17 protein-coding genes are annotated in these 19,730 nt (G+C 58.0%); 7 read left to right on the forward strand and 10 right to left on the reverse strand.

Features of this window, described 5'->3' with window-relative positions:
• Positions 1 to 55: 55 nt before the first annotated feature.
• Positions 56 to 3,343, forward strand: a complete 3,288-nt coding sequence (locus MID00_RS11465) for an autotransporter domain-containing protein (RefSeq protein ID WP_254498850.1) — start codon at positions 56 to 58, stop codon at positions 3,341 to 3,343.
• Between the two features lie 117 nt (positions 3,344 to 3,460).
• Here MID00_RS11465 and MID00_RS11470 read toward each other — a convergent pair whose 3' ends face one another.
• Positions 3,461 to 3,988, reverse strand: coding sequence for a DUF2478 domain-containing protein (locus tag MID00_RS11470; protein ID WP_254498851.1), 528 nt, complete (start codon positions 3,986 to 3,988; stop codon positions 3,461 to 3,463).
• 285 nt (positions 3,989 to 4,273) lie between these two features.
• Between MID00_RS11470 and MID00_RS11475 the strand changes: the two genes are divergently transcribed.
• Positions 4,274 to 5,023, forward strand: coding sequence for an IclR family transcriptional regulator (locus tag MID00_RS11475; RefSeq protein WP_254498852.1), 750 nt, complete (start codon positions 4,274 to 4,276; stop codon positions 5,021 to 5,023).
• Positions 5,024 to 5,140: 117 nt separating this feature from the next.
• Here the strand turns inward: MID00_RS11475 and MID00_RS11480 are convergent, their stop codons facing one another.
• Genes MID00_RS11480 through MID00_RS11490 form a run of 3 tightly spaced genes read right to left on the reverse strand, consistent with a single transcriptional unit; the run spans position 5,141 to position 8,073 of the window.
• Positions 5,141 to 5,893 (reverse strand): enoyl-CoA hydratase/isomerase family protein, encoded by a 753-nt coding sequence (locus MID00_RS11480; RefSeq protein ID WP_088452152.1) that lies wholly within the window; start codon positions 5,891 to 5,893, stop codon positions 5,141 to 5,143.
• Positions 5,890 to 7,041, reverse strand: a complete 1,152-nt coding sequence (locus tag MID00_RS11485; RefSeq protein ID WP_254498853.1) for a CaiB/BaiF CoA-transferase family protein — start codon at positions 7,039 to 7,041, stop codon at positions 5,890 to 5,892. The genes MID00_RS11480 and MID00_RS11485 overlap by 4 nt, the downstream gene beginning before the upstream one ends.
• Before the next feature lie 45 nt (positions 7,042 to 7,086).
• The gene (locus MID00_RS11490; RefSeq protein WP_009460764.1) at positions 7,087 to 8,073 is read right to left on the reverse strand and encodes an MDR family oxidoreductase; all 987 of its coding nucleotides are present in this window, start codon (positions 8,071 to 8,073) and stop codon (positions 7,087 to 7,089) included.
• Between the two features lie 341 nt (positions 8,074 to 8,414).
• On the opposite strand from MID00_RS11490, the gene MID00_RS11495 reads away from it, so the two are divergent.
• From MID00_RS11495 to MID00_RS11510, 4 genes are read left to right on the forward strand one after another with little or no spacing between them, the layout of a single operon-like run.
• Positions 8,415 to 9,413, forward strand: coding sequence for a tripartite tricarboxylate transporter substrate binding protein (locus MID00_RS11495; protein ID WP_250756085.1), 999 nt, complete (start codon positions 8,415 to 8,417; stop codon positions 9,411 to 9,413).
• A 34-nt stretch (positions 9,414 to 9,447) separates the two neighbouring features.
• Entirely contained in the window at positions 9,448 to 11,550 is a 2,103-nt protein-coding gene (locus MID00_RS11500; protein WP_254498854.1) for an acetate--CoA ligase family protein, read from the forward strand.
• Between the two features lie 43 nt (positions 11,551 to 11,593).
• The gene (locus MID00_RS11505) at positions 11,594 to 12,346 is read left to right on the forward strand and encodes an enoyl-CoA hydratase/isomerase family protein (protein ID WP_035273445.1); all 753 of its coding nucleotides are present in this window, start codon (positions 11,594 to 11,596) and stop codon (positions 12,344 to 12,346) included.
• A 55-nt stretch (positions 12,347 to 12,401) separates the two neighbouring features.
• Complete coding sequence (locus MID00_RS11510) at positions 12,402 to 12,968, forward strand: cysteine dioxygenase (RefSeq protein WP_060186695.1); 567 nt, start codon at positions 12,402 to 12,404, stop codon at positions 12,966 to 12,968.
• A 1-nt stretch (position 12,969) separates the two neighbouring features.
• On the opposite strand, the gene MID00_RS11515 is transcribed toward MID00_RS11510, so the two are convergent.
• The 5 genes from MID00_RS11515 to MID00_RS11535 form a co-directional block, all read right to left on the reverse strand.
• Positions 12,970 to 13,731, reverse strand: coding sequence for a S9 family peptidase (locus MID00_RS11515; protein ID WP_083054568.1), 762 nt, complete (start codon positions 13,729 to 13,731; stop codon positions 12,970 to 12,972).
• On the reverse strand, positions 13,728 to 14,852 hold the full coding sequence (locus MID00_RS11520) for a DUF3182 family protein (RefSeq protein ID WP_035273451.1): 1,125 nt from the start codon (positions 14,850 to 14,852) through the stop codon (positions 13,728 to 13,730). Before MID00_RS11520 ends, MID00_RS11515 begins: the two co-directional genes overlap by 4 nt.
• Before the next feature lie 45 nt (positions 14,853 to 14,897).
• Complete coding sequence (otsB, locus tag MID00_RS11525) at positions 14,898 to 15,692, reverse strand: trehalose-phosphatase (RefSeq protein WP_022983322.1); 795 nt, start codon at positions 15,690 to 15,692, stop codon at positions 14,898 to 14,900.
• Between the two features lies 1 nt (position 15,693).
• Positions 15,694 to 16,665 carry an SDR family oxidoreductase gene (locus MID00_RS11530; RefSeq protein ID WP_254498855.1) on the reverse strand — a complete coding sequence of 324 codons (972 nt, stop codon included), beginning with the start codon at positions 16,663 to 16,665 and terminating at the stop codon, positions 15,694 to 15,696.
• An 85-nt stretch (positions 16,666 to 16,750) separates the two neighbouring features.
• The gene (locus MID00_RS11535; protein WP_035273453.1) at positions 16,751 to 17,173 is read right to left on the reverse strand and encodes a KGG domain-containing protein; all 423 of its coding nucleotides are present in this window, start codon (positions 17,171 to 17,173) and stop codon (positions 16,751 to 16,753) included.
• Positions 17,174 to 17,310: 137 nt separating this feature from the next.
• Here MID00_RS11535 and MID00_RS11540 point away from each other — a divergent pair, with 137 nt between their 5' ends.
• Positions 17,311 to 18,372 carry a mechanosensitive ion channel family protein gene (locus MID00_RS11540; protein ID WP_250756082.1) on the forward strand — a complete coding sequence of 354 codons (1,062 nt, stop codon included), beginning with the start codon at positions 17,311 to 17,313 and terminating at the stop codon, positions 18,370 to 18,372.
• Here MID00_RS11540 and MID00_RS11545 read toward each other — a convergent pair.
• Positions 18,317 to 19,717, reverse strand: a complete 1,401-nt coding sequence (locus MID00_RS11545; protein WP_254498856.1) for a trehalose-6-phosphate synthase — start codon at positions 19,715 to 19,717, stop codon at positions 18,317 to 18,319. The two genes, MID00_RS11540 and MID00_RS11545, sit on opposite strands and share 56 nt — an antisense overlap.
• Positions 19,718 to 19,730 lie beyond the last annotated feature (13 nt).

Genomic DNA, 19,730 nt, shown 5'->3' on the forward strand with positions numbered 1-19,730 from the left:
GGGCGTTTACTACACGGGACGTCTTGTGTATTGCCCACGCCTGGAGCCCAAGCTCATGTCCGCGATTTTGAAAACCCTGTTCAGTGCTGGTGTCTTGCTAGCGGCTTCGGCCAGCGCCCACGCCTACCAGACTGAAATTATCTACAACAAGAAAGGGGAAGCGGCCTTTGAACTGCGGGTCTTTGGCCCTCAGGATGGCCCTTATGGCAATATTGGGCCGTCGGCCTTTGATGTGGACGAAAACGGCCGCCGCAAGATTCGTGCGGCGCTGGAGCGCTGGGCTGAAATCCTGATTCTGCCGCCGAATTACCGTCCCGGCGTTGTCCATCTGGGCACCTTCGCGGCGCCCGGTGCCTCTGCCAGCAGCGATCCCTGGTTGATGGCGGGTGATCCGGTGGCGGTTTCCATGCTGCAGGCCGCTCTGTTCAATGCCTTGTCGCCAGAGGACTACGACAGCCCCCATGGGATTATCAATATCGGGCTGATGCCCTTTGATACGGCCCCGGTCAATCCCAGCCAATTACCCTTGACGGGTCAGGCGGACTATAACGGGGTCATTTTTCACGAGTTGGCGCATGCCCTGGGTTTGGGGAATGTGGTTGCCGACAGGAATGGGCCTGGCACAGGTACACCGCAGTTTGCTCCTTTCCTGAATCGGTGGGCGGCGGGTTTGCGGGATGACAATGGCAATCCGGCCCGCCCTGAGCAGAACATTCTGTGTACGCCTTGCAGTCATCCCTATGATGCGCAGGCCTTCGATCTGCGCAAGGATCAGGGCTACTTTACCGGCCAGCATGTGCAGGAGGTGTTGGGTGATGCCATGCCCGGCGTCCCGGTCAGCATTCTGACTTTTCATGACAATCCTGCTGCCGGTATAGACACGGATTACATGAGTCACAGCGAGTTGCGCAACAGCCTGATGAGCCATCAACGTTACCGCAATTACACCAACTTCATGGAAGCTGAAATCGCGGTGATGCAGGATCTGGGCTTGCAGATCGACCGGCGTAATTTCTATGGTTATTCGGTTTACGGGGATGACGTCACTCTGGTCAATCAGAATGGTTTCTTTGCGCGTAATGCCGAGGGTACAGCGTATCTGCCGGGGCAGTACAACACCGCGACTCAGGGCCTGGGCCTGCACATTTATGGCCAGCGCAATACGATTACCCAAGCGGCGGATTTGCTTGGCGCCGGCCCTGGCGGTATAGGCGTGCGGGTGGACGGTAGTGAAAACACACTGATTATTCCGGCCTCCACACGTATCCATGCCCAGGGCTGGGTTGGTCGTGGTCTGCAGTTCAGCTATGGTCGTAATCACACGATCGTGCAGCAGGGCGAAGTGCGTGCGCAGGGTGAGGACGGGGTGGCGGCCTTGTTTGATTTTGGCAATAACGCCAGGGGCAATCAGGATGGTTATCATGGTTCATGGCAATGGTTCTCGCCGTTGGAGAACAAGCCGCTTGGCTATGTGCCCCAGATTTTGCAGGGCGCCCTTATCAAGGATTACCATTTATCCGGTCTCTTGTCGGGCAAGAAAGCCGCTATCCAGATTTCCAGCAATGCACAGGTTGAGAATATCAACATCATGCAAGGTGCCCGGATTCAGGGCGATATCCTGTCTGACTATTCCACTCGTCAAAACAACGGCGAGCTGTTTGTCACCCATGTGAATTTTGGGCAGAAAGCAGATGAGCAAGGGCGTGCCACGCTGGAGGCCGATCCTGATTTCCGCCTGCGTTATGACGGCAATATTCAGGGCGCGGACAACTTGGCCGTGGTGATTGCAGGGGGCGAAAGCTCGCTCAGTGGCCAGCATCAGCTGCTCGGCCTGCGTGTGGATGCAGGCGCTACGCTGAGCGGCAATAGCAGTTACGCCATCAATCCGGAAGGTAATTTCAGTAATCACGGCACCTTGAGTCCGGGTAACTCCTTTGGTCAGATGACGATTCAAGGCGATTTTGTTCAGGCTCCTGAAGGCCGGGTATTGATCGAAGCCGACACGCGTCAGAATGACCGGATTGAAGTGCAAGGTCTGGCTCAACTGGCGGGTGAATTGAAGCTGCAATTGCAGCCTGACTGGTATGCCGATGGCTGGTCCTTGAGCCAGAACACGGTCTTTCAGGCCACACAGACCCAGGGTGGTTTTGATCTGCTGACTGCCAGCCTGAATTCGCCCAGCCTGAGCGTGCACGTGAATAACGGTGGCTGGTCGGTCAGCCGTCAGGCAGCGGCTTACTCGCCCTATACGGCTAATCCGAATGCGGCTGCCGTAGGCCGCAGTCTAGAGCAGGCTTCCACTGACAATCAGCGTCCCTTGGCCTCTGTCTACCAGGCTTTGGACTTCTCCAGCGCGGATGGCAGTGAGATCGGTGACGCACTCAATCAGTTAAGCGCTGGTGCTTATGGGGCTCAATTGGCTGCCAGCTTGCGTCGCGAGCAACTGGTGTCCGAGCAACTGCGCCAGCGCCCTGGCCTGGGCAAGGATGGCTGGCAGACTTTCATCCAGCCTTTTGGTGGCCGTTATCACTGGCAGTTAAGCAGCAATGATGTAGACCACCGCAGCCAGACTTATGGTGTGGTGTTCGGTGTGGAACATCGCGCTGCAGGCAGCGATTGGAGCTTGGGTGCCCATGCGACTGCCAATGAGCAAAGCTTGAATATAGATGCCCCTTATCAGGCGAAAAGCACGTTGACCGGATTGGGTGCCGGTGTGCATGCCTTGTACCGTGCTGATGCTCGTGAGGGCTGGCAAGGTCTGGCGCAAGTTCGTATGGGCTTGGAGCAGGGCAAGCTGAACCGACGAATTGCGTTTTCTGACTATCAGGCCAATCCCAAATCTGACTGGACTGGCCATAGCTTTGCAGCGGGTCTTCAGACTGCCTATAGCTGGCCCTTGGGCGAGGCAGGCCGCATAGGTCCGGTTCTGGCTTTGGACTATCTGCGTTACAGCCGCCCCGGTTTACGTGAAGAGGGGGATGTGGGTAGCCGATTGCAGCTGGATTCGACCCGTGCCCATTCCTTGCAAGCGTCGCTGGGTCTGGCTGTCAGTCAGGTTTGGGAGTTGAAGCAGGGCCGTCGTTTACAGGCCGGGGTCTCCGCTTCCTGGGAGCAGGCTTTGCTGGGCCGCAAGCAGACACAATATGCACAGTTTGAGGCTTCACCACAGACAGGTTTTGATGGTCGCTATGCGCGTGTTGATAGCCATGCGCTGGCATTGCGGGCGGGCTTGACGCTGCAAAGCTCCGAGCGTTTGCGTTTGGGTGTGTCCGCAGGGACCCGTTTGCTGGGCAATAGCCGGGCAGATATTTCGGGGAATGTGTCGCTGAACTGGGCGTTCTAGGCGGGGTTAGCCGGGATTTTGAAGGGCTATTTGTTAGCCATGATAATTTGATAGGGAACTGCCGGATTGATTCTGGCAGCTCCGTAAATTGGATCACGCTAGCCCCGTTGGGGGCCTTCAGGCGGCCTGGCGGCTGTTCTCGAACCAGTCCCACAGTGCCTGACGCTCCGGCTCCAGTTCCACCGCCAGGCCACCCGTAAACTCACGCCATGCAGGCAGGTAGGTGTGGGCCACAACAGTCAGCACCGGGTAGCCCTGGTCGATCAGGGCCATGATCTCGTTATTAAAACCCTGGCCGTCCGCTTCCATAATTCCAAAGCGATTCACAATAACCAGATCAGCCGGGCTTTCCAGCGCCCGACGCAGCACTTCGCTGGCTTCCAGCAAAGCACCAATGTCCAGGCAACAGGCGGTGGATTCCGACCCCAGGTTCTGGGTAATGGGATACAGCGTGCCCTTGTCCAGATCCTGTACCGTGCGCAGGCTATGGTCTTCCTTCTGAATTTCCGGACCTTGCACCAGACCACAGACGCGATAGTTCTTCGCGCGCAATTCCTGCACGAATTCCAGTAGCAAGGCGTCGGTACTGCCTTTGCCTGCGTGCACGATGGCCGCAAGGGCAAGAGGCGGGGAAGTGGTGTCCATCGGGGTGTGGCTCCGGGCAGTAGAAAGGGAAGGCAAGGCTCTTTGTACACGCATTTGGCCTGGGCTGGAAAGCGGAAAAACCTCTGTGCTGCTGGCCGGTGTTTGGCCTTGGTGGGTAGCAGGCTTGTTGTTTAAGGTTCAAGTCTTGAAGCCTTTCTGCTTGAACAGCGGATGGAACTGTTGCGAAAGCCGCTTGCTGCTTTGCTATACGGGCTTGTCTGGCTATGGCGTGGTTCTGTTCCATGAGACAATTCATGCACTTTTAGTGACTGATGGGATATTCGATTGGACAAGACTTTTGTTAAGGGCCTGGTGCTCCTGGAAGCCCTGGCCAAGCACGAACGCGGTTCGGGTGTCACCGAACTGGCCAATCAATTGATGCTCAATAAAAGCAATGTGCATCGCCTGTTGCAGGCCCTGGTTCACCAGGGCTTTGCACGCAAGAATGAAGATACGGGTCGCTACGAGCTGACCATGAAGCTCTGGGAGCTGGGCTCGGGCCTGGCCAACCGTCTGGATGTGCGGGTGGAAGCCTTGTCTTTCATGAAAGAGCTGGCCGAGCAAACCCAGGAAACGGTGCATTTGTCGCTGCTGGACGGGGTCGAGGTGCTGTATATCGAAAAGATAGACAGCCCGCAGCCCGTGCGCGCCTACACCACGGTGGGTGGTCGCTCGCCTGCGCAATGTGTGGCTACCGGCAAGGCCATGCTGGCCTGGGCCAGTGAAGATACCTTGAATCTGGTCAAGAACCGCCTCAAGCCTTATACGCCTCGCAGTCTGGTCAAGTTTGGTGATTTGCGCCGAGAGCTGGAGCAGGTGCGTGATCAGGGCTATGCCATTAACCGTGGCGAATGGCGTGAGCAGGTCGTGGGGGCGGCTGCGCCTATTTACGATAGTCGTGGAATGGTGGTGGCGGCTTTGGGTATTTCCGGGCCTGCGGAACGTCTGGAGGAAGCCCGGCTGGTTCAGGCCGGTAAAACCTTGATGACGGCAGCGGCACAGATCTCGCGCCGTTTGGGCTATAGCGGCCATTAAGCTGCTACAGCCGTAGTTCGTTTGTCCGGGCTGCAAGAAGCCGCCCGGATGCAAATTGCCCCCAGAATCTGGATGCTTCTCCAGTTTTTGGGGGCAGTTCCATTCAGGAATGAAAGTTCAAGATTTTGCGGCTTGCCGGAAGGCCGCAATTCTTTGTTTGAGGCCGGGTGCGGAAGCAGAGCGTACCAAGGCTGTCATATCCCGATCAGCTTGTTGTGGGCAGCCCGTTAACTGATGCAGATAGGTGCGACTGGTGGCGTCCAGCAAGCCCGCAGTCTGTTGAGCCTGCTCGATGACAGCAGGCCATGCATCGGGCTCTTGTATGCCGTTAATAAAACCCAGCTGCTCCGCTTTGGCAGCATCAAAAATCTGGCTTCCTGCCAGAAGTTGATGAGCCTGCTGGCCGCCGATCAGGGCAGCCAGCCTGCCTGTTCCCAGTGCCAGACCAAACTGCAATCCGGGCATGCGAAAGCGGGCATCGGCACTGGCGATACGTTGACGACAAACAGCAATCAAATCCACCCCGGCGCCGAAGTTCTGCCCATGCGCCAGGGCCAGCGTGGCGCAAGGCGTATGGGCCAGCATTTGCAGCAGGGTTTCGATGCGGATAAAGCGCAGTACCAGGTCCCCTTCGCTTTGTTGCTCGTAGTCGCTGAAGTCAAAACCGGCACTGAAATTGCGGCCCTCACCTCGCAATATCAGCAGATCCGCCTGGGCCTTTTCCGCGGCCTGCACGGCCGCGATCAAGGCTTCGACCAGATCGGCCGACAAGGCATTGCGCTTGTCAGGCCGGTTCAGCGTCAGTGTCCAGACTTTGCCTGCGCAGTCCACGTTCAGGCCGAGACTGCTGCTGCAATACGGCTCTGTCATGGGGTAACTCCGTGCAAGATGCTGTCGTTATGTTCGCCCAATGCCGGGGGGGCCATACGGACGGGCAAGCCCACTCCATTGATACGCAGGGGCGAGACAAAGGTGCGCGTCTCGGTGTCTGTGCCCGGCAGGCGAATGTTTTGCACCCACTCCATGTGCTCGACCTGCGGGTCTCGCAGCACGTCGGAATAGCGGTTGATGGGACTGCAGGGTACGCCTTGGGCACGGAATTGTGCTAGCCAATGTTCGGAGTCGTGCTGCGCAAAAATGGCTTCCAGCAGTTCACGCAAGGCGTCTTGATGTTTGGCGCGCAGGGTTGTGCTGGTAAAACGCTCGTCCTCGGTCAGGTCCGGGCGTTCTACAACCTGACAGACGGAGCGCCACAGTGCGTCGTTGCCCGCTGCCATGGCGAAGTACCCCCCTTTGCATTGGAACGCCTGGTAGGGGGCATTACGGGGGTGGGCGGAGCCCAGCTTGTCCGGGTCGCGACCACTGCCGAAATACTCGGAGGTTTGCAGCGCAGCGATGGCCAAGGTGGTCCCTAGCATGGGCACATCGATATGTGCGCCCTGACCGGTGGCGCGGGCCTGTGGCAAAGCGGCACTGATGGCAAAAGCGGCATACAAACCGGCTGCAAAGTCCGCCAGTGGAACTCCGCATTTAACGGGGGCTCCACCTGCTTCGCCCGTCACGCTCATCACGCCGCTCATGGCCTGAATCGTCAGGTCAAAACCGCCTTCCTGCGAGCGGGGGCCGCTTTGTCCGTAGGCAGAAATTGAGCAGTACAGCAGTCTGGGATTCAGGGCCTTAAGGCTTTCATAATCCAGCCCCAAGCGCTGCATGACGCCGGGCCGATTGTTTTCCAGCAAGACGTCTGCATCCAGTACCAGTTGGCGTGCTTTGGCTACATCTTCGGGGTTCTTCAGATCCAGCGTTACCGAGCGCTTGTTGCGGTTCAGCGAAGCAAAGTTCTCGCTATATCCTTGGTTGATGGGCGGCCAGCTTCGCAAGGTGTCACCCCCTTTGGGGTGTTCGATCTTGATGACGTCAGCCCCCATATCGGCCAACAACATACCGCAGTACGGGCCAGCGGCCACATTGCAAAATTCCAGTATCCGAACCCCGTTCAGGGGCAGTGTCGTATCCATGAATCAGCTCCAGAGCATGATAGGTAGATGGGGGCCGACAGGGCCTTATGCGTTCACATCAACCACGATGCGGCCGCGTACCTTGCCTTCCAGTAACTGGCCGGCTTGATCAATGGCTTGGGAAAGTGTGATGGTGCTGGCGCCGATGCGCTCCAGGGCTTCGATAGACAAATGCTTGGCCAGCAAGTCCCAGGCCGCCAGGCGCTCGGGTTTGGGGCAATGGACGCTGTCCACCCCAATCAATTGCACACCACGCAGAATGAAGGGGGCCACGGAAGCGGGGAAATCCATGCCCTGGGCCAGACCGCAAGCGGCGACTGCACCCAGGTATTGCGTGCCTGCGCAGACATTGGCCAGGGTATGGCTGCCTACGCTGTCGATGGCTCCGGCCCAGCGCTCCTTGCCCAGTGGCTTGCCCGGTTCGCTCAAGGTGTTGCGGTCCACAATCTCGCTGGCGCCCAGCGCCTTCAGATAGCTTTCTTCCTGAGGTCGGCCTGTGCTGGCCATGACGGTGTAGCCCAGGGCATGCAGCAGGGCCACGCTGACACTGCCTACGCCACCCGCGGCACCTGTCACCAGAATCGGGCCCTTGTCCGGCGTGACGCCTTGGCGCTGCAAGGCACGCACGCACAGGGCAGCGGTATAGCCGGCGGTGCCTATCATCATGGCTTGCTGGGTAGAGAAGGCCTCAGGCAGGGGAATCAGCCAATCGCCTTTCACGCGTGCCTGTTGTGCCAGGCCACCCCAATGTACTTCGCCCAAGCCCCAGCCATTGAGCACCACTTTCTGGCCGGACTTGAAATTCGGGTCGCTGCTGTCGGTCACCGTGCCAGCAAAGTCGATGCCGGGCACCATGGGGAACTGGCGCACTACGGGGGATTTACCCGTCATGGCCAGGCCGTCTTTGAAATTCAGGGTGGAGTAGTCGATGCGGACGGTAACCTGGCCTTCCGGCAGGGCGGACTCGTCCAGGGATTGCAGGCTGGCTTTGTATTGGCCGTCGGTTTTGTCGATGACGATGGCAGAGAACATGAGTGAATTCCTTCGATCAGTTAAGGGTTTGTGTTCTGATATTTGGAACAGCGTTCTTTAAATTGACATGGAAAAGCAGTGTTTTCATTTTATCCAGAAGCTCGTTGCGGTCAAGCCCAATGCGACCAGATGATCGAACTGGGGAAATCCCGAAGGGGTTTAATAGTTGACACCTGAAATCAAATATCCCACTATTTGAACCGTTGTCCTAAGTTACTTGTGTTGTTGCTGTCTGTTGTATTCAAGCCGTTCTCACGGCATTTTTAATATCAAAAACAAGAACAGCGTTCTATATATTGGAACACAAAGAGAGAAAAACTCTCACACAGGAGGCAAGGATCATGTTCAGTTCTTTTTTTTCGCGCACAGGGCTTCTACGCACAGTGCTGGTCTCTGGACTGGCGGCAGTCAGCAGCTTTTCTGCCCCGGCGGCCATCGCGGCCGATACCTATCCCAGCCGTGAAGTGACCTTTGTGGTTCCCTATCCCCCAGGCGGTAACAGCGACAATCTGGCGCGTCTGTTTGCCGACCGTCTGCGCGTCAAGCTTGGCGTTCCCATCGTGATTGAAAACCGGCCCGGCGGCACCACCTCACTGGGCACGTCTATCGTGGGTCGCGCCAAACCCGATGGCTACACCTTGTTGCTGGCCACCAGCACCGCCTTTACCGTGCTGCCCTATATACGCGACGTGCCTTATGACCCGATCAAGGGCTTTGATTTTGTAGGCAGTCTGGCCGGTTACCTGCCCATCATGACTGTGCGCAATGATTTGCCGGTCTCCAACCTGAAAGAGTTTGTCGAGCTGGCCCGCAAGGAGCCCGGCACCTTGACCTATGGTTCGGCAGGTATTGCGTCTGGCGGCCACCTGGCTGGAGAGATTCTGGAAAACGCCGAGAAACTGGACTTGCTGCATGTGCCGTTCAAAGGCTCGGCAGACACCATGACGGCCTTGATGGGCAATCACATCGATTTCTTTATTGATGGAGTCGGGCTGGAGCTGGTGAAAAGTGGCAAGGCCAAAGCCCTGGTGACCTATGCCAGCGTGCGTCATCCCGAACTGCCGGATGTGCCCACACCGAAAGAAGCCGGTTTTGATCTGGCCCTGCCTTTTGAAGGGTTCTGGGGGCTGGCGGTGCCGGCTGGCACCCCTGACGATGTCATGAAGAAGCTGGCCAAGGCTACCGAAGAAATTCTGGCCGAGCCGCAGACTCAAGAGCGTTTCCACCGCATCAGTGTCAGTGCCAGCTGGAAAGACGGCGATGCGTATGCCAAGGATCTGGAGCAGAGTCGGGCTTATTACAGCGAGCTGCTCAAGACCATCAAGATGAGCGATGACTAAACGCTCACAGAACCACCAACAGGAGACAAATGTGATGGAAACCGTCACTTGCGCCAGCACGCTGGACGCTTTGCTGGACCCGGCATCCATAGCTTTGGTCGGCGCCTCGGAAGATCAGTCCAAGTTTGGCGGGCGACTGTTCCGTATGCTGCTCAAGCACGGTTATGGCGGCAAGGTCCTGCCTATCAATCCCAGCCGCAGCAGTTTGTTTGGTTTGCCCGCTGTGCCCGGTCTGGCTGCACTGGATAGCGCTCCGGATCTGGCTGTGTTTACGGTGGGGGCCGATACCGTTCTGGAACAGGCGCAGATTGCGGCCCAAATGGGGGTACGCGGTTTGCTGGTGATCTCCGCAGGCTTTGCTGATGCAGGCGAGCGCGGGCTGGAGCGCGAGCAGGCCTTGCTGCGTATCTGCCGTGACTCGGGCATGCGACTGATCGGTCCCAATTGCCTGGGCATGATCAGCCCCAGCCGCAGTCTGGTGCTGTGCTCTTCGCCGGTGCTGGACAGAGACAGCCTGCCGGAACGGCCTATTGGTTTTGTCAGCCAAAGCGGTGCCTTGATGACTACCTATTTTGATCGGGCATGGGCGATGGGCGGTGGCTTTACCTACGGTTTTTCGGTGGGTAATCAGGCTGACCTGGATCTGTGCGACTTTGTGGATTTCCTGATTGATGATCCCAAGACGCAAGTGATCTGTACTTATATAGAGGGCATTAAAGATACTCAGGCTTTGCGTCGCACAGCTCGTCGGGCGCAGGCGGCGGGCAAGCCCTGGCTGGCCGTCAAGGCAGGGCGCTCCAGTGCGGGCAAGGCGGCCGCCTTTTCGCATACTGCTAGCGTAGCGGGTGACCATGATGTGTTTGCCAGTGTCTGTCGCGATGAAGGCATCAGCCTGATGGACGATATGGGGGCCATGCTCTTGCTGGCAAACAGCATGGTGCGCTTTACCAGCAACAAGATCTCCAAAGTCGCGATTGTGACGCCTTCGGGTGGCGGTGGGGCCTTGGCTGCAGATGCTTTGGCAGAGCATGGCGTGGAACTGTCCAGTTTTTCCGCTACTACCAAGCAGGCTCTGGCTGCCCACTACCCGGCAGGGCAGGCGGATAACCCGGTTGATCTGGGAGCGCGTCTGACGCAGGACTCCACCGAAGTGGCCCGCGCTACTTTGGATGCCTTGATGCAGGATCAGCAAAGTGACGCGGTATTGATCACGGCTTCCATGTGTCCGCAGGAGTGGATGGCGGCCCTGATTGAAAAAATCATCCACCGCGAACCGCACTGGGCCAAGCCCGTGATGGTGGCGTTTGATGCGGGCGCAACATCCGAGCCTTTGCGGCAGAAACTGGCCCAGCACGGCCATGCGTATGCCAGTTCCAGTCTGGAAGCGGCGCTGGCCTTGTCCGCCTGGAAACGTCACGGCCAGTTTGTGCCGCGCCAGCAAGCCTTGCGTCCCAGTGCCTGCCAAGCGCCTACGGTCATGCCGCGCGGTGTTTTGAATGAAGATCAGTCCAAACGTCTGCTGGCGCATTACGGCCTGCCCGTGAATCTGGGCCAGGTGTGCGAGGACGTGGAACAGGCTGTGGTGCTGGCCGAACAGATTGGCTATCCGGTGGTGATGAAGATTGTGTCTCCCGACATCGTCCATAAAACCGAAGCGGGTGGGGTGGCGCTGGATGTGGCCGACGACGCCAGCTTGCGACGCGATTTTGCCCGGCTCTACGCCAATGCCAAAGCCTATAAAGCAGATGCCCGTCTGGAAGGCGTGCTGGTGCAGGCCATGGCCAAGGGGGATGTGGAGCTGCTGATCGGCGCCCGTCAGGATGCGCAGTTTGGCCCGGTCGTGGTGTTTGGTGCAGGCGGCATTCTGGTGGAAATGCTGTCGGACCGGGTGATTGCCGCGGCCCCTTTAACCCTGGCTGATGCAGATCGACTTTTATCTACCTTGATGATCGACAAGCTGCTGAAGGGGTACCGGGGACGCATGCTGGATCGTGACGGTGTGCTCGATGCGATTGTGCGTGTCAGCTTCCTGGCCCACGACTTGCGCGACACCAACTTTGAATTGGATATCAACCCCTTGATCGTGGCGGCTACCCGCTGTCACGCCGTCGATGCCCGCCTGTCCATAGGCGAATAAAACCAAAACCTATTCTTTGAAAAATACCCAGGAGGAGTAAACCATGTCGGATTATCAGTGCATTCTTGTAGAAAACCACGATGACGGTGTTTCAATCTTTACGATCAACCGTCCCGATCGCCGCAATGCCTTGAGCGCCACTGTGGTCAAGGAATTGCAGCAAGCGTTTCTGGCCTTTGACGAAGACCCCACACGCCGCGTAGCTGTGCTGACCGGGGCAGGCAATGACGCTTTTTCTGCCGGGGCGGATATTAATGAGTGGCCCGAGTTGTGGCGCGCCATTCCCACGGTAGGCTTTGAAACCGACAAGCCCATTATTGCGGCCGTTAGTGGTTGGTGTGTGGGTGGAGCCCTGGTGATGGCCATGATGACGGATTTGCTGGTAGCGTCCGAGAGCGCCAAGTTCTCCTACCCCGAAGCCAAGCTGGGCTTTACTGGCGGCATCATCTCGGGCCTGGCCTCGCGCATTCCGCATCATGCCGCCATGGAAGTGATCTTGTTGTGCCGTACGCTGGAAGCCCGCCGTGCTTACGATCTGGGTTTTGCCAATGAAGTGGTGCCGGTAGGCGAGCAAGTCCAGGCTGCTGTGCGTATGGCGCAGGACTTGGCAAAGATGTCGCCGCGTGTTTTGCAAACCTTGAAGCGCTTTATCAATAATGAAGTGCTGACGCGCGGCCCGTCCGAGCAAATGGCGCGCACCATGCGGCAACTGAAAGCGATCGAGGATAGTTATGATGCCAAGGAAGGGATGAACGCCTTCAAAGAAAAACGTGCCCCGGTGTATCTGAACAAATAAGAACTGATTCACGAATTGGGCCGCAAGGCCCAGTCAACTATGGAGACATCCCCTTATGCACCCCCGTTTTGAGCGTTTTATTCAAGGGATGAATGAATTGACCGGCCGCCCGGCTGTCGCCGAGGCGGATATCCTGCGTGATGGCCGTGTCCTGCTGGGCGAACTGGTGGCCCAGGACGATTGGCTGGCCCCGGAGTACACCCAGCCCCATCCCCAGTTTTATCAGCAGTACTTGCTGTATTGCTGTCCGCAGGAACGCTTTTCCGTGGTCAGCTTTGTGTGGGGTCCCGGCCAGAAAACCCCTATCCACGACCATACCGTGTGGGGCTTGATTGGTATGTTGCGTGGCGCGGAACGCTCCCGGCCTTTTGACCGTGATCCCGATACCGGCCATATGACAGAACAAGACACACAGACTCTGGAACCAGGCGTGGTGGAAGTGGTGTCACCCACGGTGGGTGATATACACGAGGTTTCCAATATGTATGACGACCAGGTGTCCATCAGCATTCACGTTTATGGCGCGGATATCGGCAAGGTACGCCGTCACGTCTTTGACCCGCAGACTGGGCAGGCCAAGGAGTTTGTCTCCGGCTATGCCAACCGTCCGGCTGTCGCGTGAGTCAAGTGGTGTTGTTGGGCAGGTGCCCAATACGGGCGCCAATAATCATTTCCTGAATCCAGCGATAAAGCAGCACGGAGTAATCACGCTGGGCGACTTTCTCGTCCAGCGCGTGGTTGCTGCCTTCCAGCACTCGATGTGTCAGGGAATGAGCCTGGCTGAAGGCTTGGCGATACGTTAGCAAGGTCTGGCGGGGAATCAGCTCATCGTATTCCGCTTCAAACAGCAGAACATCTCCCGTGAATTTGGAGCAGGCCTGCAAGGCGCGGTTCTCTTGCGGAGAATGAGTATGCAGACGGTAGTCCTGCAGCAACTCTCGGTTGAGCTGATCCTTTGGAGACAGCCAATCGTCGTCCGGGTACAAGGCAGGAGCCAGCAAGCTGAGCCAGCGTACCGATCGAAATTCACTTAACAGGCAGGCCAGATAGGCGCCATAACTGTGCCCCACAATGGCGATGGAGCTGGAGTCCACCATAGGGTGGCTGCTCAAGGTGTCAAAGGCCGCGCAGATGTCCTGAAAGTTCTGTTCTCGGGTGACGTTCTCGCGCTCGTGCTGATTGGCATTGTGCCCGGCAAGATCAAAGGTCAGACAAATACAGCCCATACCGGCAATGGTGTGGGCGCGTTTCAGGTCAAAGTGCTGGCTGCCGCCCCAACCGTGCACGAACAAAATGCCAGGGACAGGGGATTGGGGGACTAGCAGGCGTGCATCCAGGTGCTGATGGGGCACTTTGATGGTGGTGTTGAAAATTTCCGTACTCATGATGGCAGTGGGCCGCCGAAGCGGGCAAGATAAGCCTCGTCTTCTTGGTCGAGGCTGTAAAGATGAGGGGAGTTTTTCACCAGGCTGGCATCGTCCAGATAGCGCTCGCGTGTCCATGCGTGGGTATGTTGGAGCTCAGGGTGGCGTTGCAGGGTGCGGATGGCCAGAATCTCTGCAATGGACGCTCCGCCGAAACGCCAGGAATGTTCCAGTACGGCTGCCTTGTAGTGGCCACGCGCATTTTTACCGACGATGAGGTCATAGTTGCGACGTGAGGCATACAGTTCAGGAAAGGCCTGCCTGATGTTTTTTTCGTAGCTTATGGTCAGCTCAAGCAGATGCTCAATGCGCTTCATGCCTGAGAGCTGCAGCAACTGCGGAAACCCGCCGCGAACCAGTAGCAAGCTGGAGCCGCCATATACGGACTCGTGCTGCAGGTTGGTGGTCTGGTGTTGCTGGCCGATATAGGAAAAAAGATGCTCGCCCACCTGGGTCTGGCCGATGCTGAAGGTCTCGCCATCGAGCAGGTTCTCCTCCAGTACCAGACCCTGTTCCAGTTGACTCTGCCACGGCGGCAGGTTCAAGAGCTCTTCCAGCTCTTGACGGCTGTAGATCACCTTCTGGCCTTTGCCTGCATTAGCACTGGCCAGTTTGGCCCGTATGCCGGTCTGGCCTGCTTCATCCAGAAGGCTCATTGTGCGTAGCGCGTCGTTTCTTGAAAAGACGCTGTAGCCTGGCAAGACCGTGTGCCGTAACGCCAGGCCCAGCTCATTGTTCCAGCCTTCCGGGCGGTCCATATCGTCCTGGGGAAGGGGATGGGCGACGGTTTTATGGGCCAGAAAGTCATATGGCACTACACCCCCATACAGTTGGGAGGCCTGTTCGATACCCAGTTGTCGCGCCTGCTCCAGGCTCAAGGTCTGCAGGGGGAGGTAGTAAGTGTTTCCGGAGCTGGGCTTTAGCTGGTCTTCATAGTCAATATGGACTCGAGGCAGATCCAGGAATTGCGCCAGTTCCCTGGCCATGAATTCCAGACTTTGGAGCGCGCCCTTGTTGCAGCCCTTGCTGGGCAGGCTGATTTGCAAGGAGGTCTTGGGCGTAGAGGTAAGTATCTTGCTCATGGGGCCATCCTTTTAAGTAAAGAGAGTGCGGCCAGTGTCAGCGAGTCATGGCGCAACCGTTTTGGCGCCTGAGGGCGTTCGCTGTGCCAGCTCGGAGAAAAAGCGCGTCTCCAGCAGACTGGTTTGCAAAAGTGTCAGCAGGTCAGAGGGGTGTGGCAAGGAAAGCTGGGCCGCGCTGGCTGGCTCCTGAGGACCGATGCGTATGCTCAGCCCGCCTTTCTGGTTCACAAACTCAAAGGCGGCCTCATCGGTCAAGTCGTCGCCAATCATGACGGGCTTGCGGTCGGCGAACGCGGGCAGGCGTTGGGCCCGGGCCAGGGCTTGGCCTTTGTCAAAGCCGCTCATGCGCAGTTCGATGACACAATGTCCACGGATCAGATCAAAGCCGGGATATTCCGAGCACAGCACGTGCAGTTCTGTGGCCAAGGCCTCGCCAACTTCAGGGCGTTGCCGAAAGTGCACAGCCACACCGTGCGATTTGCGCTCCATCCAAACCAGTGAGTAGGGGTGGATCAGGGCGGCGACAGAGCGGGACAGGCTGTGGTGCTCAGCCGGGTTGATCGGGATGTTCCAGCATTCCTGACCCTCGGCGTCATACATGGCTGCGCCGTGGCTGCTGATCATGGCAAGCGGAAGCTTGGTGCAGGCGATATGCAGGCTGTCATGGTCGCGGCCTGAAACCAGTGCCACCGCGCCGTCGCAGGCAGCGTGCAGATTCAGCAGCAGGCCGGCGGTGGACGGGGGAAGAAATACCTGGTCAGGCCGCGCAGCCAAGGGGACCAGGGTACCGTCCAGATCCAGAAACAAGGCGGTCTGATCCAAATGCAGAGCGTTATTCATATCAGCTTCCTGGGTAACCCGTGATGGGGAGCACGGTGCCGGTGATGTAGCTGGCGGTGATCGGGCTGGCCAGGTAGACATAGGCAGGCGCCAGTTCTTCCGGCTGGGCGGGGCGGCCAAAGACCGTATCGGCACCAAACTCGGGGATTTTTTCGGCCGGGGAGTCAGCGGGGTTCAAGGGGGTCCAGACGGGTCCGGGAGCGACCGCGTTTACACGTATACCTTTGGGCGCCAGGTTGGCCGCCAGGGAGTACGTGAAGGCAATAATGGCGCCCTTGGTGCTGGAGTAGTCCAGCAGATGAGCGGCCCCGCGCAAGGCTGTGACCGAGCTGGTATTGACGATGGCATCGCCCGCGTGAAGGTGCGGCAGGCAGGCCTGGGCCATGTAGATATAGCCATAGATATTGGTGTGGAAGGTTTCATTGAGCCGCTCCGGGGTCAGGTCCAGCAAGGATTGGGCATGTTCCTGAAAGCCGGCATTGTTGACCAGAATATTCAGGTGACCGAAGCGGTCAAGTACCTGCTCAATCGCTTGTCGGCAAAATTCAGGGTCTTTCACATCGCCGCGCAGTGTCAGGCATTGGCGGCCTTCGGCCTCGACGGCCAGACGAGTGCGTCCGGCATCTTCATCCTCGTGCAAATACACAATCGCCACATCGGCACCTTCTCGGGCATAGAGCACGGTAACGGCCCGGCCTATGCCCGAGTCCCCACCGGTAATCACGGCTACTTTTCCTTCCAGCTTGCCGCTGCCCTTGTAGCTGGAGGCTTCGTAGCGGGGGGCCGGGTCCAGATCACTTTCACACCCAGGCTTTTCCAGGTGTTGTTGCGGCAGGGGGGGAGTGGGGTAATCGCTGCCTGGGTGGCTCTTATCGTGCGTGACGGGCTCGTTCTGGCCGACCCCGTTCTTGTCCTTCTGGTCCTGCTGTTCTTGCAGGTGACGTTGCTCTTTCACTGTTTGACGCGTTGTCATGACGGCTCCTGAAATAGACAAGGAATGGGACAGGGCGCGGCGGCCCTGGTGGGTGCGCCGCGTCCAACTGGGGCTTGGTTAAGGCTTAGCGTCGCTGGTCCTGGGTGGCCTTGCCACCTTTGGCGCCGGCCTTGCGGGCCTCCTCGGAGTCGAACTCATGGGCCGTGCCCTTTTCATGGGCTGCCCGGCCACCCTTGGCACCGGCTTCACGGGCTTCTTCAGAAGTGAACTCGTGAGCTGTGCCCTTTTCATGAGCGGCGCGACCGCCCTTGGCGCCCGCTTCGCGAGCTTCTTCAGAGTTGAACTCGTGCGCCGTACCGCGTTCATGGGCTACACGGCCGCCTTTAGCGCCAGCCTCACGGGCCTCTTCCGGGGTGAACTCGTGCGCGGTGCCTTTTTCGTGCGAGGCACGCCCACCTTCAGCAGCAATCTCGCGCTGCTTTTTGTCGTCCATGGAGGCAAAGCCACGTTGATCTTTATGATCCTGTTTGTTGGTGTGCTGGGTCATATAACTCTCCTTGAGAAAGAACACCAATCACGTGATTGGTTATGACTGACCCAGCACAAAGCGTGCCTGACTGCCTGGGGGCGGGGCGCGGCACACAAGTTGCTGTATCTGGAGACATGGTTTTCAGGAGAGCAATCATGATGTCAATGACGTGGTGGATGTGGCTGCTGTTATTGCTGGGCGGCTGGGCGATACTGCTGCTGGTGCATTTTCTGGGTGGCAAGATTATTGAAAGACTGGCCTCGCCAGAGCACTTTCTGCGGTTTTTCAGCGAACGGATACGCTGGCCGTCGCGGCTGTTTTTTCTGGCCGTATTTTTGCGCATATGTATTCCGCTGGCCCCCATCTCGGCCAAGTGGCAGTCCTATCTGATCGTTGGGGACATGCTGGTGCTGATTATCTGCACGACCTGGATGCTGATGAGTGCAGTCGAATCTCTGTTCCAGCTTGTGGTGGTGCGTCACCCCTTGAATGTGTCCGACAATCTGCGTTCGCGTCAGATCTACACCCAGGCGCGTGTGCTGGCACGCAGTGTGCATTTCTTGCTGGTCTTGCTGGGCTTGTCCTTTGCTTTGATGGTTCTACCCGGCGCACGGCAACTGGGCACCAGCCTGCTGGCATCGGCCGGGGTAGCGGGGCTGGTAGCCGGTATTGCTGCCCGGCCGGTGCTGGGTAACTTTATTGCCGGTTTGCAGATCGCATTCACCCAGCCCATACGCATTGACGATGTGGTGATTGTGGAAGGGGAGTGGGGCCGGATAGAGGAAATCACGGCCACTTATGTGGTGGTACGTGTGTGGGACGAGCGCCGTCTGATCGTTCCCTTGCAATGGTTTGTAGAAACTGTCTTCCAGAACTGGACCCGTCGCAGCGCCTCTTTGCTGGGCACGGTATTTCTATGGGTGGACTACAAGGTTGAAATGCAGGGCTTGAACACGGCATTCAAGGACTTGTGCGAGTCCTCTGAATTGTGGGATGGGCGCGTTCAGGTGTTGCAGGTGACCGATACCAATGAGTGGGGGATGCAGTTGCGCTTTCTGGTCAGTGCTGCCGACTCGGGCCGTTTGTTCGACTTGCGCTGTTTGTTGCGCGAGCGCTTGGTGGCCTATCTGGGTCAGCACCAACCGGATGCATTTGTACGCGTCAGGATGCTGGAAGCTCAGCCAGAGGGTCATGGGCCTGATTCAAGCCCGAGCTGATGCCAAGATCATGCAGGAACTGTTCGCACCACTGCCTCAGGTCCTGCTGTCGCAGTTGCATCATTAAATGCTGGTGGCGTCGGCGTCGTTCCTCTAGCGGCATGTTCAAGGCCTGATACAGGCTGCGTGCGGTGGCGTCCGCATCAAATGGGTTGACGGGCAGGTAGCCGCCTTGCAGGGATTGTGCCGCGCCCGTAAAGGTGGACAGAACCAGGACACCGGGGTCGGCGGGGTCCTGGGCAGCGATATATTCTTTGGCCACCAGATTCATTCCGTCACGCAAGGGTGCGATAAAACCGACGCGGGCGCGGCGCAACATGCGCATCAGCTGGCCGGCCGGAAAGGCGCGGTTCATGTACACCACCGGACTCCAGCCTGGCGTGGCAAATTGACCGTTAATCTGTCCGGCCAGACTTTCCAGCTCTTCACGCATGACTTGATAATCGTGAATATCGCCGCGGGTAGAAGGGGCGATTTGGACATACGTTGTTTGCCCGTGCAGCGTCGGGTAGCTGCGCAGCAGCGTATCCAGGGTGCGCAGCCGATAGGCCAGACCCTTGGTGTAATCCAGCCTGTCCACACTGATAATGGTGTCAGGCCCGTTGACTGGCTCGATTGGTGTGGCGCTGTCGGTCCATGAGGGGGCCTTGGCCAGAGCCTGAACCAGATCCACATCGATACTGATGGGATAGACGTCTGTGCTGACGGTACGGGCGCCTGACTCGCTCGTGCGCGGTGGCACTAAGGTCTGGAGTGCGGCTGTCAGCGCATGATGGTCGCCACGGCTTTGGACGCCAATCTGGTCGTAATGGTGCAGCATGGGCAGCCATTGTTCATAGCGGGGAATGGAGCGCAGAATCTCCGGGCACGGAAAGGGGGTGTGAAAGAACAGGCCAATGGCCTGCTGCATTCCTTGCTCTCGGCAAAAATGGGCTAATGGCATCAGGTGGTAGTCATGGACCCAGATCAAGTCGTCCTCTTCGGCAATCTGGCGCAAATAAGCGGCAATTTGCCGGTTGATCTCCAGGTATTGCTGGAAGTGGTGGGTCTGGAAGTCCATCAGGTCCAGGCGGTAGTGAAAGGCGGGCCAAAGGCAGGTGTTCGCGTAACCGCAGTAAAACTGTTCGTATTGCTCCTGGGTGAAGGAGAAGGTGACGGCTTGGTAGCTGCCCCGATCTTCGGTACGCAGCGAACCCGGCTGTGAATCACATTGACCATTCCACCCCAGCCAGATGCCCTGGGTCTGCGGGTGCTTTAACAATTGATCTACTGCGACGGCCAGCCCGCCTGTGCAAGGTTGATCGGAACTGGCCACGCGTACGGACACCACAATGATTTTGCTCATGCTGATTCTCGCT

This window comes from Alcaligenes sp. NLF5-7, from assembly GCF_024266725.1.
GTDB classification, from domain to species: Bacteria; Pseudomonadota; Gammaproteobacteria; order Burkholderiales; family Burkholderiaceae_B; genus Alcaligenes; species Alcaligenes phenolicus.

Excerpts from the sequence above, each read along its gene's own strand:
- MID00_RS11480 (WP_088452152.1), bottom strand. The coding sequence starts at position 5,893 with ATGACAGAGCCGTATTGCAGCAGCAGTCTCGGCCTGAACGTGGACTGC.
- MID00_RS11500 (WP_254498854.1), top strand. The coding sequence starts at position 9,448 with ATGGAAACCGTCACTTGCGCCAGCACGCTGGACGCTTTGCTGGACCCG.
- MID00_RS11545 (WP_254498856.1), bottom strand. The coding sequence starts at position 19,717 with ATGAGCAAAATCATTGTGGTGTCCGTACGCGTGGCCAGTTCCGATCAA.
- MID00_RS11540 (WP_250756082.1), top strand. The coding sequence starts at position 17,311 with ATGATGTCAATGACGTGGTGGATGTGGCTGCTGTTATTGCTGGGCGGC.
- MID00_RS11495 (WP_250756085.1), top strand. The coding sequence starts at position 8,415 with ATGTTCAGTTCTTTTTTTTCGCGCACAGGGCTTCTACGCACAGTGCTG.
- MID00_RS11470 (WP_254498851.1), bottom strand. The coding sequence starts at position 3,988 with ATGGACACCACTTCCCCGCCTCTTGCCCTTGCGGCCATCGTGCACGCA.
- otsB (WP_022983322.1), bottom strand. The coding sequence starts at position 15,692 with ATGAATAACGCTCTGCATTTGGATCAGACCGCCTTGTTTCTGGATCTG.
- MID00_RS11485 (WP_254498853.1), bottom strand. The coding sequence starts at position 7,041 with ATGGATACGACACTGCCCCTGAACGGGGTTCGGATACTGGAATTTTGC.
- MID00_RS11510 (WP_060186695.1), top strand. The coding sequence starts at position 12,402 with ATGCACCCCCGTTTTGAGCGTTTTATTCAAGGGATGAATGAATTGACC.
- MID00_RS11520 (WP_035273451.1), bottom strand. The coding sequence starts at position 14,852 with ATGAGCAAGATACTTACCTCTACGCCCAAGACCTCCTTGCAAATCAGC.
- MID00_RS11535 (WP_035273453.1), bottom strand. The coding sequence starts at position 17,173 with ATGACCCAGCACACCAACAAACAGGATCATAAAGATCAACGTGGCTTT.
- MID00_RS11515 (WP_083054568.1), bottom strand. The coding sequence starts at position 13,731 with ATGAGTACGGAAATTTTCAACACCACCATCAAAGTGCCCCATCAGCAC.
- MID00_RS11465 (WP_254498850.1), top strand. The coding sequence starts at position 56 with ATGTCCGCGATTTTGAAAACCCTGTTCAGTGCTGGTGTCTTGCTAGCG.
- MID00_RS11490 (WP_009460764.1), bottom strand. The coding sequence starts at position 8,073 with ATGTTCTCTGCCATCGTCATCGACAAAACCGACGGCCAATACAAAGCC.
- MID00_RS11530 (WP_254498855.1), bottom strand. The coding sequence starts at position 16,665 with ATGACAACGCGTCAAACAGTGAAAGAGCAACGTCACCTGCAAGAACAG.
- MID00_RS11505 (WP_035273445.1), top strand. The coding sequence starts at position 11,594 with ATGTCGGATTATCAGTGCATTCTTGTAGAAAACCACGATGACGGTGTT.